We start from the raw sequence: 12,772 nt of genomic DNA, 5'->3' as shown, positions 1-12,772 counted from the left end.
GGGTGGGAGAGTGGCCGGATCGACTCTCTCGCGAAGGACAATTCATGCTGCTGATCATCGGTACGATCCGCCTGCCGCCCAACAGGCTCGACGAGGCCAGGCCGGTAATGGAACGCATGGTTCGCGCCAGCCGGGCCGAGGACGGCTGCCTTGAATATTCCTATGCGCAGGATGTGCTTGATCCCGGCTTGATCCGGGTCACCGAGGCATGGCGCGACAGGCCGGCACTCGATGCGCATTTCCGCTCGCCGCACATCGCCGACTGGCGCGGGAGCTGGCCGGGCCTCGGCATCGGCGAACGCAATCTCATGCTCTACGAGACCGGCGAAGCCATGCCGACCTGAGCGGTCCGGCGCCCGGATCCTTGCCGGCCGCCAGCAAGCAATCAGGTCTCGGCCGTGTCTGCGGTGGCAACGCCGACCAGCCACCGCCTGACGGCTCGTTCCTCCGGCGCCGACAGGCCGGCGGTCAGTTCGCTCTCGATCGCATGCACACGGTCCCAGCATCGCCGCAGCAGGGCCTGTCCGCTGGCGCTGAGCTCGATATGATGGATGCGGCCATGGAACAGCGTGCGGCTTGCGCTGGACAAGGGCGTGCCCGGCATCTTCAACGTGGCCGAACCCAATGAGGCCGTCTCGACGCGAAAGGCGGCCGAGGAACTCGGCTGGCGCGCCGATTTCCGCTTGCCCGCCTGAACCAATCCGCCCGGAGACATCGACATGATCAGCAATCAGGCCCGTTTGCGAGCGATCCATCTCGTCGCCGAGAATGCCAGCACCACCGAGCCGGCCGAACTGCTGGCGACCTTTATTGCCTATGACGATTGCGGCCGCTGACGATCCCGGATTGACCACCGCGCCGGTGGCTTTCCACGCCCGGGACGGGAACGGCCGGGTCAGGCGGCATCGCGGCCATATTGGCGCCTTTGATGTCGGCATTGTGGTTGTCACGACGTGCCGCCCGGCGTATCAGGCGGGTCTTCCGTTGCCTTTGATATCGGCGAGCCGTCCCGGTGCTTTCCAGAAACCAACCCCAAGTCTACGCCCGCCGGCTGCGCGCGGTGCTTCTGAGGTCAGTCCCTCTCTTGGAGGCGCGCGGCATCGCCGTGGTCATCCTGGCGGGCGTTGTCGGCATCATGGCGGGCATACTGGTCACCGCGATGAGCCAGATCGTGCAGGACCTGCACGGGCTGCTGTTTGGTGTCCAGCCCGGCGGACGCCTGTCTGGCATGTTCTCGCTTGCCAATCCGATGCAGGCGCTGATCCCCGCGATCGGCGGCATCCTGCTTGGGATATCGGTGGTCTGGCTGAGGCTTCGGAAATTCCGCACGCCGGTCGACCCGATCGAGGCCAACGCGCTCTATGGCGGGCGCATGTCGCTCACCGATACCTTCATCATCGTCGTGCAGACGATGATTTCCAGCGGCTTCGGCGCTTCGGTCGGCCTGGAGGCCGGTTATACGCAGATCGGCTCAGGGGTCGCCTCGCGGCTGGCGCGTGCCTTCCGATTGCGCCGCAACGATGTCCGCATCCTCGTCGGCTGCGGCGCCGCCGGCGCCATATCAGCCGCCTTCGATGCGCCGCTGACCGGCGCCTTCTACGGTTTCGAGCTGGTCATCGGCATCTACTCGGTCGCCAATGTCGCGCCTGTCTTGACCGCCGCGATCTCGGCGTCGCTGACAGCGGAAGTGTTCGGCGGCGTACCGTTTCCGCTCGAGCTTTCAGGGTTGCCGCAACTCACCGCCAGTCAATATGTACCATTCCTGTTGCTCGGCCTGCTTGGCGGCGCGGCCTCGATCGCCATCATGCATCTGGTGACGCTGATCGAGCGCGGGTTCAACAGGCTGTCCGTCGATGCCTCGCTGCGCCCCGTCATCGGCGGTGTCCTGGTCGGCCTCCTCGGCCTGATCACGCCGCAGGTCCTGTCCAGCGGCCACGGCGCGCTGCATCGCGAGTTCGCCATGAATTACGGGCTGGCGGTGGTGGCCAGCGTCTTCGTGCTGAAGCTGGCGGCGTCGGCCATCTCGCTGGGCTCGGGCTTTCGCGGCGGACTGTTCTTCGCCTCGCTGTTCCTTGGGGCGCTGCTCGGCAAGTCGTTCGCCGGTGTCATGGCGCTCGTCTCGCCGGCGACCGGCATCGACCCTTCCGTCGCCGCCGTCGTCGGCATGACGTCGCTCGCCGTCGGTGTCGTCGGCGGCCCGCTGACCATGACCTTCCTGGCGCTGGAATCGACCCGTGACCTGACGCTCACCGGCGTGGTGCTGGCCGCCTCGATCATGGCGGCGATCCTGGTGCGTGAGACCTTCGGCTACTCGTTCTCGACCTGGCGCTTCCACCTGCGCGGCGAGACGATCCGCAGCGCCCACGATGTCGGCTGGATGCGCAGCCTGACCGTCGGCTCGATGATGCGCAAGGACATCAAGACCATCGACGCCTCGACGACCCTGGCCGCCTTCCGCAAGGAATTCCCGCTGGGTTCGGCCCAGCGCGTGATCGCCGTCGACCCGGGGGACGAGTATGTCGGCGTGCTGATCGTGGCCGAACTGCACAGCGATCCCTCCGGAGGCGAGGTGCCGGTGCGCGATCTTGCCCAGTACAAGGATGCCGTCCTGGTGCCCAGCATGAACGTGCAGGCCGCCGCCGAGACCTTCCAGCGCGCCGGCGCCGAGGAACTGGCCGTGGTCGAGGACTTCGCCGACCACATTGTGCTCGGGCTTCTGACCGAGGGCCATTTGATGCGGCGCTATGCCGAGGAACTCGAAAAGGCGCGCCGGGACCTGTCGGGGGAAGGGTAAGGAGCCCGCGGTCTCCGAACTCGTCAGTGCTCGATCGGTCCCTTGGCCGGCACCAGCGCCGTGCCGGCGGTTGTCGGACGCTCGATGACGCGGCGCACGCGCGGCGGCTCGTCGCCTGAGTGCAGCGCCCGCAAGCGTTCGCCGACCATGGCGTCGGCATGGGTGATGCGGCCATTGTGCCTGACATATTCGAGCCAGGTCGGCGTGTGATAATGCTCGATCCAGATCGACGGATTTTCGAGATCGCGCGCCAGCGTCCAGTTTCGGGCGCCGTCGCGGCGGCGGATGCGCCCGCGCTCGGCCATGGTGGCGAGGAATTCCGCCTCGTCCTCGCGCCGGATCACATATTCGATCATGATGGCGATCGGACCGCTGCGCGGCTTCAGGTCGAGGGCGAGGTGCGGCTCCTTGAAGCGGTTGAGCGGGTCCAGGTTGAGCACCTGCTGTTGTGGTAGCGGCAGCACTAGACCGATGGCACCGCCGGCCAGCATGGCGATGGCCGCGGCGATCAGCGCCGTCTCGGCGCCATGCGCGTCGGCGACCACACCCCAGATCCAGCTGCCCAACGCGATGCCGCCGAAGGTGGCGGTCTGGTAGACCGACAGAACCCGGCCGACCACCCAGCGCGGCGTCGCCATCTGCACGGTAACGTTGAAATGCGAGAGCGCAATCACCCAGCAGGCACCGCCGACCAGCAGGCCGAGCGAGGTCTGCCAGGCATGCTGGCTGATGGCGGCGTTGAAGGCGCAGGCAGCGAAGCCGGCGAAGGCACAGCGCACCATCGTCTCGCTGGAGAGCAACTGCCGAAGCCGCACGCTGATCAGCGCGCCGCCGACGGCGCCGATGCCGAAGGCGCCCAGCATGATGCCGTAGGTCAGCGCGTCGCCCTTGACGACGTCGCGCGCCACCAGCGGCAGCAGCGCCAGCACCGCGCCGGCGCTGAAGCCAAAGGCCGCGCCCCTGACCAGCACCTTGCCGATGTTGGGCGACATGGCGACGTAACGCAGGCCGGCGCCCATGGCGGCCCCCAATGACTCGCGCGGCAGGGTCGAGACCGGTAGATCCGGATTCCAGCGTGCCAGCACGACGATGAGGCCGACATAGCTCACCGCGTTTGCCGCGAAGGCGGCGGCCGCACCGGCGGCCGCGACGATGATGCCGCCGATCGCGGGGCCGACACTGCGGGTCAGGTTGAAGCCCATGGAATTCAACGCCACGGCGGCAGGCACCTTGTTGCGCGGAACGATGTCGCCGACGGAGGCTTGCCATGACGGGCTGTTGAGCGCCGTGCCGCTGTCGATCAGGAAGGTGAAGGCCAGCAGCGTCCACGGCGTGATCAGGTCGAGATAGGTGAATACGGTCAGAAGCACCGAAACGACCAGCATGAAGGTCTGGGCGACCAGCATCACCTTGCGGCGGTCGAAGCTGTCGGCGATGGCGCCCGCGACAAGCGCGAACAGCATGATCGGCAAGGTGGTCGAAGCCTGGACCAGGGCGACCTGATAGGGCGAGGTGGCGATGGTGGTCATCATCCAGGCGGCGCCGACGCCCTGGATCAAGCCGCCGAAATTGGAGACGAGACTTGCGCCCCAGACGGCGCGGAAGATGCCGTGCCGGAACGGCGCCAGCGCCGAGACGCTTTCGCTATCCGGCTTTTCGTCAATCATGGGCGGGTTCCTGCCACGGCGTGCCGATCCTTGCGGTGATCCGTTTCCCCGCATGATTTGCCGAAACTATGGCATCACGGCGCAAAGCGCGAATGCCTTGCGGGCAAGATCATGGTCCAACAAGGGGATAGCGAAGGGCCACACGCTCGTGCCGGAAGGCGCCGAGCACCCTTTCTGGAATCGCTCAGAAACCGTTCTGGATGCGCTCGAAGATGACATTGGTGAAGGCCGATATCTGGCCGCCGATGAAGGGGCCCGTAAGCGCCACCACCAGCATAATGGCGATGATCTTGGGCACGAAGGTCAAGGTGATTTCCTGGACCTGTGTCAACGCCTGGATCAAGGCTATGCCGATGCCGACGGCCATTGCGACCAGCACCACCGGCGCGGATGCCGTCAGCACCGTCCAAACCGCGTACTGGACGATGTCGAGAGCGTCGGCTTCGTTCATGTCGGCGGTTGGCCTAGCTCGCCGGCTTGATCGACACGCCCGCGCCGACGGGGACCTGGGTGCCGTCCTGCAGCACTGCGATCAGTCCGCTGCTGGCGAGCGTCACCGAAGCCACTATTCCGGTGGTCTTGCCGTCGGCCGACGTGATCGAGCGGCCGATAATAGCGTCGGCCTGCGACAGCGCCGAGGACTGCATGATCTGGTCGAGCTTGGTGTTGCTCTGTACCGATTGCTCGACCTGGGAGAAGGTGGCGAGCTGGGCGACGTACGCCGTCGAATCCATCGGCTTGGTCGGATCCTGGTTCTTCATCTCCGCGATCAGAAGCTTCAGGAAGGACTGATAGTCGACCGCTGTCTTCGAGGTCGACTTGGTGGTCTGGTTGGCGCCAGCCGGTATCGTCGTCGTCATGTCCACGGTCATCAGTATCGTGCCCCCACGGCCAGCGGGCGCGCGGCACCCGGAACGTCGTCATTGCCGCCAAGCGCGCGGCGTTCGAGAGGATAAAGCGAACGGATCGCCTTCAAGGCCTCGTAAATGTGATCCTCGCCGACCATGCGGTCGACCTGTTTCAGCGCGTTGCTGATCTCGGCGTCTTCGAAACTTGCAATGAGCAGCGGCAGCGAGCGGCGGAACATCTCGCGTGCTTCATCGGCACCAGCGGGGTTCATCAGCATGACCTGCACGATGAAATAGAGCTGCCGCAATGGCGTCGACGCCTCGTCGGCCTGGATCACATGGCTCTCGAGCAGGAACTGCACGTCGTTCATCAGCTCGACGGTGACCTTGCGGTCGACGCGGAGGACCGCGCCGTTGATGTAGATCTTCTCATTGGGCTTCAGCGATATCTTCAGCGTGTTCGTCATTGAATGCCGTCGCGGATGATCTGGGACACTTCGATCAGCCCCTCGAAATTGTCGGTGCGGCCCTGGCGGATGTCCTCGGCCTCGCGCAGCAGCCACAGGCCGATGGAAATCAGGTTGGCGCGCAATTCCTTGGGGAGCGCATTGTCGCTGGAGCCAAGGTCTTGGACGAAGACAGTCCAGACGCGGTTGGTGAAATTCAGTGCCTCCACGGCCTCCATCGAATCCTGGCCGGCCACCGCCGCAGCCGACAGCATGTCGATCGAGCGGGTCAGCAGCTCGCGCTCACGGTCCTTGGCGTCCGTGACGGAGGTGCTTTGGACGTCGGCGTAGGAGAATTGGTACATCGTTGGCTCTACCGTTCCGGTTCAGAGTGCTTTCAGGTCAGGTAATTCAACAGGCTGAGCTGCTGCAGGCGCGCCGTCAGAGCGAAAGACGTCTCGATATGCTGCGTCAGGTCGGCGACGCGGGTCGCGGCTGCGGCCGGATCGACTGCTTCGAGATCCAGAATGTGCCGTTCGAACAGGTCGATCTGCGTCTTCATACGGTCGCTGGCGTCGGAGACGCGCTTCTGGACGATGCCGGTCTGGGATTGGACCTGCGCGATGCCGCTCAGCGCTTCGCCAACCAGCACCTGCGAGTGGCCGACGATGCTGTCCTTTGCCGCCCGGCTGATATTGGTGGACATCAGGCTGGAGATCAAGGCCGCCGCCATGGCGAGCTTCCTGATGCCGTCGCTGTTGGCGCCGGTCGAGGTCTCGGTGGTTTCGTTGAGCGCGATGCGGCTGACGATCTGCTGGTCGGTGGCATTCGACATGTTGGTCTGCCAGCCCGCGCCGAGGAACTGCGGCGTGACATCGTTGGTGATGAAATCGTCCATTTGGGCCGCGGTGATGTTGGCTGCGGCCGGGTCATTGGGCGTGAAGCCGAATTTGGCGACGAAGGAGGCGTCGAAGGCAGCCTTGGCGGGAGAACCGGGGGCCGTGAAATCGTTGATGGGCTTGACGTCGGTGTTGGTGCCAGCGAACAGATATTCGCCGTTAACGCTGGTGTTGAGGATCGACGTAAGCTGCTGGATAGTTGTCTGGCCGGTCGATTGGGTCAGACTGTCGGAGTTGTCACCCGACGATGCGGTGGTCAGGCTGGACAGGAAAGTCTGCGCGACGTTGGAGAGCTGGCCGAGCGAGGTCTGGGTCGATGAGAGCCGGGCGGCCACCAGTCCGTTGGAATCGACAATGACGTTGAGCCGGTCGAGGTCGCGCGAAAAAGTGACGGACTGGGCGGTGCGCCCACCAAGTGCCAGACCGACATCGGCGACCTTGCCGGTCGAGGACTCCTTCGTGGCTTTGACGAGATCGGCCTGCATGCGCATCTGCTGATAGCGCATGGCATTCGTGAGGGCAGCAGAGGAGACAAAGGTCATGGCTTATCCCACCGCGTTCAACAGGGCCGTCATCATGTCGTCGACGGTCTTCATCATCCGGGCGGATGCCTGATAGGTGTGCTCGAGATCGAGCATCAGCGACATCTCTTGATCGACATTGACGCCGGTTGCGTTGGACAAGGCATCGGCACTGCGCTGTGCCAGGGCTTCCTTGGCGTCGGCGGCGGTCGAAGCCTGCTGACGAACGCCCTGCAACCAGCCGATCGAATTGGCGGCGTAGTCGGCAACGCTGGAGGTTGCCGAAATCCCGGCCGAGGAATCGAACGTCATCGGCTTGTCGAGCTGGTCGCCATAGGCGACCAGAAGGTTGGAGTATGAAGCTCCGCCAGTGTTGGCGACGTAAGCGGCGCCGTTGGCGCCGCCGTCGCGCAGCAATGTCGGGTTGCCGCCGGTGCTGGGGTCCATCGCGGCATTGATCTTGATCGTTCCAGCAAGGCCATCGACGAGCGTGCCCGCGGCTGGCACCGCCGGTGCGCCCGACCAGGTGAACAGGCCCGCCGCGTTGGGCATCGACGGTGCGGTTTCGGCAAAGGCGGTGATCAGGCCGCGCGCGGTTTCGTCGAGCTGGCTCTGCATGGTCGAGGCGACGCCGTCGCGCAATTGCAGCATACCGGCAATCGTGCCGCTGGCGGTTGTGTTGCCGCCGCTGCCCGCCGAGACCGGCACATTGTCGATATAGACCGTGTTGCCAGCCGCACCCGCGGCATAGCCCGAAGATGGGGCGAAGCTGACGGTACGTGGGATCGTCTCGAACAATGTCGTGCCGTCGCCCGTAGTGATGACCATGTCATTGTCGCCACGCGTGAAGGTCGATACCGGAATGTAATTGGCGATCTTCTTCAACAATGCGTCGCGTTGGTCGAGCGCATCTGAAACGTCGGTACCGGAACGGGTTCCGGACATGACCGCCGTGTTGGCATCCTGGAACTGGTTGAGCAGCGAGTTGAGATCTTTGACGGCGGTATCGATCTGGCCGTCGGTCTGGGTACGAAAATCCTGAATGGCCTTGGAGCCTTCATTCAGGGACCGCACGACCTGTTTGGCCGCGTCGATGACACTCGAGCCCAGATTCTGGTTGGACGGCGAGGTGGCGTATAGCTGCAGCGCCTGCTGCAGATTGGCAATGGCGGTCGAAGGTGAGGAGGCGTTGTCGACGCCATTCACTGAAACGTCGAGCTGATCCATGCCGCTGTAGAGCGCATTCTGGCCAGCGTAGGCGGACAAAGCGCCGAGGTTCTGGCGAAACAGCAGGTCGTTGGCCGCACGCTGGACATCAACCGAACGCGCGCCGGGCGTCGTGCTGGTGACGAGCGCGATGCGGCGCGAATAGTTCGGATTGTCGGCGTCTGCCACGTTGCGCGTGACGACGCTTGTCTGCCGCGAGGTGGCTAGAAGCGCCGATTGGGCGATGCTCAGTGCGGAGGAAAGCGACATGCTGGTCTTTCACGGGCGGAGCCCGGTTTATCTCTTCAGGTTGACGAGGACGTCCATCAGATCGGAACCGGTCTGGAAGACTTTGGAATTGGCGGTGTAACTGCGCTGAGCCGCGATCATGTCGGTCAATTCCTCCGCGATATCGACGTTGGAATTTTCGAGCGCGCCGGAAATGATCGAACCAAGCTTGCCTTCATTGGCAAAACCGACACGGATGGCACCGGAGTCGGTGCCTTGGGCGTAGACATTGCCAGGCAGCGCCTTGAGCTGGTCGGGGCTCTGCACGTCGGCCAGCGGAATTTTGTAGAGCGGCTTGGAGGTGCCGTCCTTGTACTGGGCGTAGATGGTGCCGTCCTTGCTGATCTGCACCTTGTCGATGGTGCTCGGCGCGTTGCCGTTCACCTGGGCGTCGGAAACGGTGAAACCGGTGCCGAGCTGTGTGAGCGCCGACAGATCGAGATCGAGGCTGGCGCCGCCCGGCACTGTGAACGAAACGTCGGTGGGGGTGCCGGTAAGCTTGCCGGTGGTGGTATCGAAGGTCAGGTTGGCCGTTCCCAGTGCACCGCCGCCAGCGTAGGGGAAGCCAGTTCCGGCCGTCGCCTTCGATTGGTCGAAGACCGCCACCTGCCAGGTGCCGGCGCCGGTGTTGGTGAAATAGACGTCGAGCAGCCTCTTGTTGCCGAGATTGTCATAGGCGACCATCGACGATTTCGAGGTGTACTGCGCGCCTGCGGTGTTGGTGGTGGGCAGGTTGCCGGCGGCGACCGGTGTCGCACCTGCCGGCAGATTGCCACTGAAATTGCCCTGGGTGCTCGGCGTCGCGGTCAGCCCCTGGTCGGAGATGACAACGGGCTCGAGACCTTCGAAGCCGTTCACGGTCGCTGCCGGCGTGCCGTTGGCGTAACTGTAGGCCATCAGCTGGAAACCGGCGGCATTGACCAGCCGGCCCTGTGCATCGGGTACGAAGGCGCCGGCGCGGGTCAGGAAGGGCGTGCCGCTCGGGTCCTGGACGACAAAGAAGCCATCGCCGCTGACGGCAAGGTCGGAGACCGAGGTCGTGTATTGAAGTACGCCCGGATCGCTGACCGCCTGGCGGATCGTGGTGGTGACGCCGCCGGAATTATAGGCGCCGCCGGTCGACGGCATGATCAGCGTCGAAAATTCGGCCGAGGACCGCTTGTAGCCGGTGGTGTCGGAGTTGGCGATGTTGTCGGCCGTCGTCGACAGGCGGTTTGCCTGGGCGTTCATGCCGGAAACGCCAGTCCGCATCATTCCGTAGAGGCTCATCGAGATGTCTCCGCAATATCCTTGCCACTGGCTTCGAGGCTAGGCCTCCTGTCTTGCGCGAGGCTGGCGCGGTGCCGCATCAGAACACCAGCCGGTAGCCGAGGAAGCGCTTGGAATCGATCGGGTCGGTGCCCAGCTTCTCGCGCAGCTTCTTGCGCAGTTTGCTGATGTGGCTTTCCACCACGTTCTCCTCGACCTCTTCGTCGAAAATGCCGTAGATGGCGTTGAACACCTGGGTCTTGGTGACGCGGCGGCCGCGATTGCTCGCCAGATATTCCAGGATGCGGCGCTCGCGGCGTGGCAAGGGCAGCGGTTGGCCGTCGATCTCGGGATCGCGGCCGTCCATGAAGATGCGCATGGCACCGATCTCGGTATAGGCGACGTCCTCGCTGGCGCGTCGGCGGATGGCGGTGATGCGGGCCAGGATTTCGCGGATGTGCACCGGCTTGCGGATGACGTCGTCAACGCCGCTCTCGAACAACCGCAGCGTGTTTTCCAGCGAATGTTGCTCGCTGAGCGCAATGACCGGAGCTCCGGTGCGGTCGCGGATCTGGCGCGGCGAGATCGCGCCGTCGCGACAGTCGCCGATCAGGAAGGCCCGGACCGATCGCAGATCGGTGTCGGCGGCCGAGTTGACCCACTCGCCGAATTCGCCCGGCGCGAAACCGGCGCAGGCAATCCCCTCGCGGTCGAAAAGTGAATTATAGCCCTCTGTCACGAGCTCTCGCTCGTCAACGATAACGATCATCGGCCCCGCCTCCGAATCAGCACATTTGCCCCGTGGGGAAAGGCGTATCCGCTGGCGAGAATCCTGAACAACCGTCATTTCTTGTAACTAGTTTCTTGGGAGTCTGGAATCGGAGCGGTTGCATTAGCGCGCCGCCAGATATGTTTGTGAGCCCAGGTCGAATGGACCGCTTCGCATCCAGGGAGTTGACGTATTAGAAGCAGAAAATGCGCTTATGGGTTGCAGAAGGCGCGAGCGTTCGTGGTCCATTTGCCGAAGCCGGTGGCCACCATGTTGGCGATCACCCTGCAGACATAGACCTTCTGCGCCGGATCGTTGTCGGGACCGGCATGATAGCGGGCGACGGCCATCGACCAGGTCACATGGCGGGCATGGAGGCTGGCCAGGAAGCTTGCCGCGTAGTCGACGTTCTGGCGTGGGTCGAGCATGTCCTCGACGCTGCGGAAATGCGAGGCATGGTAGTGATGGTTGATCTGCATGCAGCCCAGATCGATCAGCGTCTTGCCCTCGCGCTGGGCGTTGGCGAAGGCGGCAAGCGCTTCGGCCCGGCTTCTCGGGAAGACTGCTTTTCCCTCTATGTTCAAGGCATTAGGCTGAAGACTGCCCTTGTTGCCGGTTTCCGTCAATCCGACGGCATAGAGGATGCCGGCGGGTACGCCATAGCGGTCGGCGGCACGCAGGATCTCGGGTTCGCAAGGATTGGTGGCGGCGCCGGCGCTGCTCGCGAGGCTAGATAAATATATCGCCAGCGCGCTCGCGAGAAGGCGAAGCGGCGCGGCCGTGTGCTTGCGCTTCATCATGGTTACCCCTTGCGGATTGCTGACCCGACTGCTGGCCGCCGGCTCCATTATTGCCGCCGCCGGAATTTCCGGGCTGGAAGGATGATGGATCGCGGCCGGGTGCAGCGCTCACGGAGGCGGTTGTATCCGTCCGGCTTGTAGAGGGAATTGCGACCGAGGGTTGCATGATGGTGACCTTATCAACCTCGAAGCCCAGCCCGCGCAGCGACTTGACGATCGCCTCGCTGTCGCTGGAAAGCCGGCGATAGGCATCGTGTGTTTCGGGTTTCAATTCAATCGACAGTTGTTCTCCGGAGAGCCGAAGATGGGCCGTGACCATGCCCAGTTCGGCCGGGTGAAGTTCGATCTTCAACACATGTGTCGGAACGGCAACAGAGCCCGTCAGTTGAGCTGTCGCGGAAGCCGTGGAAAGCGTCTGGTTCGGGCCCCCATCGGCTGAAATGGCGCCGATCACGTTGAGGGCTGCCTGGCTCATCGGTGCCTGCGGCGGCGCGGGAAAGCTGCGTTCGGAAACCACGTCGATGCGTGCCGCCGCCGACTGCTGTTTTCCCGGCTCGGACCGCAATGAGGACTGAAGGTCGGCGATGGATTTCAGCTGTGGCGGCGCCTGTTCCGTCTCCATGCCTGGCACCTCCGCGGGCGCCTCGGGCAGCGGGCCGGCAACGATGGCATTGTCGTGTTTCGGCGCGCCGGCGGCATCGCGGACGAGCTTGCCGTCGAGTTTCGTCAACGGCCCGTCGACGAGCGATACCCGCTCAGGCTCGGACATGGGTTCAAGACCGTCACGCCCCGCAGCGGATTTCTGTCGATAGGCCTTCGACGGAAGCTGTCCATCGATAGCAGAGCCCTGTCCTGTTTCGCTCGCGCTCGAGTCGGCCGACTTGGTCGATGTCGAGAAATGGCGCAGGTCATGAAACGCCATCAGCAGCGGCAGATGCCCGTCGAGCGGCGTTGCGCCCGGATCGGCGGCGGGCGCTTCGGCATCGGCATCCTTGTCCGTCCCGGCGTCCTTGCCGTCCTTCATGGATTTCGCGGCAGACGATCCGCTCGGCGTGGCCCTTGCCTTGCCGGCGGGCATCGGCTTGTCCTCGCCTGCCTTTGCCGCAAGCTCCGCGGCAAGCCTGGTCCACCGCGGATCGCGGGAGCCCGCCTCGGCCGGTGGCTGCTTCTCCGAATGGGCAGGGCTCGCGCCGCCGTGCACCATCTCTCCGAAACCGGTGTCGTCCTTCTTTCCCGACGCGGCCGGCTGCTCGGCCGTGCGCACGGCGGTGAATCCTTGCAGAGCC

Annotated in this window: 14 protein-coding genes; 2 read left to right on the top strand and 12 right to left on the bottom strand. The window is 64.2% G+C overall.

Features of this window, described 5'->3' with window-relative positions:
* The first annotated feature begins 44 nt into the window (after positions 1-44).
* Positions 45-344 (top strand): putative quinol monooxygenase, encoded by a 300-nt coding sequence (locus tag FJ960_RS07010; protein WP_140504171.1) that lies wholly within the window; start codon positions 45-47, stop codon positions 342-344.
* Positions 345-385: 41 nt separating this feature from the next.
* Here FJ960_RS07010 and FJ960_RS29420 read toward each other — a convergent pair whose 3' ends face one another.
* Entirely contained in the window at positions 386-721 is a 336-nt protein-coding gene (locus FJ960_RS29420) for a hypothetical protein (protein WP_181169737.1), read from the bottom strand.
* A gap of 291 nt (positions 722-1,012) precedes the next feature.
* On the opposite strand from FJ960_RS29420, the gene FJ960_RS06995 reads away from it, so the two are divergent.
* Positions 1,013-2,794, top strand: a complete 1,782-nt coding sequence (locus FJ960_RS06995) for a chloride channel protein (RefSeq protein WP_140712736.1) — start codon at positions 1,013-1,015, stop codon at positions 2,792-2,794.
* Positions 2,795-2,817: 23 nt separating this feature from the next.
* Here the strand turns inward: FJ960_RS06995 and FJ960_RS06990 are convergent, their stop codons facing one another.
* The 11 genes from FJ960_RS06990 to FJ960_RS06940 form a co-directional block, all read right to left on the bottom strand.
* Positions 2,818-4,461, bottom strand: a complete 1,644-nt coding sequence (locus FJ960_RS06990; RefSeq protein WP_140712734.1) for an MFS transporter — start codon at positions 4,459-4,461, stop codon at positions 2,818-2,820.
* A gap of 184 nt (positions 4,462-4,645) precedes the next feature.
* Entirely contained in the window at positions 4,646-4,912 is a 267-nt protein-coding gene (gene fliQ, locus FJ960_RS06985; RefSeq protein ID WP_140504165.1) for a flagellar biosynthesis protein FliQ, read from the bottom strand.
* Positions 4,913-4,925: 13 nt separating this feature from the next.
* Positions 4,926-5,333: a flagellar hook assembly protein FlgD gene (flgD, locus tag FJ960_RS06980; protein WP_140504163.1), complete on the bottom strand. Its 408-nt coding sequence runs from the start codon at positions 5,331-5,333 to the stop codon at positions 4,926-4,928.
* Positions 5,333-5,776 (bottom strand): flagellar biosynthesis repressor FlbT, encoded by a 444-nt coding sequence (gene flbT, locus FJ960_RS06975; RefSeq protein ID WP_140712732.1) that lies wholly within the window; start codon positions 5,774-5,776, stop codon positions 5,333-5,335. The genes flgD and flbT overlap by 1 nt, the downstream gene beginning before the upstream one ends.
* Complete coding sequence (gene flaF / locus FJ960_RS06970) at positions 5,773-6,120, bottom strand: flagellar biosynthesis regulator FlaF (RefSeq protein WP_140712730.1); 348 nt, start codon at positions 6,118-6,120, stop codon at positions 5,773-5,775. The genes flbT and flaF overlap by 4 nt, the downstream gene beginning before the upstream one ends.
* A 32-nt stretch (positions 6,121-6,152) precedes the next feature.
* Positions 6,153-7,196, bottom strand: a complete 1,044-nt coding sequence (locus tag FJ960_RS06965) for a flagellar hook-associated family protein (protein ID WP_140712728.1) — start codon at positions 7,194-7,196, stop codon at positions 6,153-6,155.
* Positions 7,197-7,199: 3 nt separating this feature from the next.
* Complete coding sequence (gene flgK, locus FJ960_RS06960; RefSeq protein WP_140712726.1) at positions 7,200-8,651, bottom strand: flagellar hook-associated protein FlgK; 1,452 nt, start codon at positions 8,649-8,651, stop codon at positions 7,200-7,202.
* A 27-nt stretch (positions 8,652-8,678) separates the two neighbouring features.
* Positions 8,679-9,938 (bottom strand): flagellar hook protein FlgE, encoded by a 1,260-nt coding sequence (locus FJ960_RS06955; protein ID WP_140504155.1) that lies wholly within the window; start codon positions 9,936-9,938, stop codon positions 8,679-8,681.
* A gap of 79 nt (positions 9,939-10,017) precedes the next feature.
* The gene (locus tag FJ960_RS06950; protein WP_015315897.1) at positions 10,018-10,686 is read right to left on the bottom strand and encodes a response regulator transcription factor; all 669 of its coding nucleotides are present in this window, start codon (positions 10,684-10,686) and stop codon (positions 10,018-10,020) included.
* 212 nt (positions 10,687-10,898) lie between these two features.
* A complete protein-coding gene (locus FJ960_RS06945; protein WP_181166653.1) occupies positions 10,899-11,483 on the bottom strand; it encodes a transglycosylase SLT domain-containing protein in 585 nt (194 codons plus the stop codon).
* On the bottom strand, positions 11,416-12,510 hold the full coding sequence (locus tag FJ960_RS06940; protein WP_246672645.1) for a flagellar hook-length control protein FliK: 1,095 nt from the start codon (positions 12,508-12,510) through the stop codon (positions 11,416-11,418). Before FJ960_RS06940 ends, FJ960_RS06945 begins: the two co-directional genes overlap by 68 nt.
* Between the last annotated feature and the right edge of the window lie 262 nt (positions 12,511-12,772).

Origin of the sequence: Mesorhizobium sp. B2-3-11, from assembly GCF_006442215.1 — a bacterium.
Lineage (GTDB): Bacteria > Pseudomonadota > Alphaproteobacteria > Rhizobiales > Rhizobiaceae > Mesorhizobium > Mesorhizobium salmacidum.
This window is presented reverse-complemented; position numbering and strand designations above follow the sequence as displayed.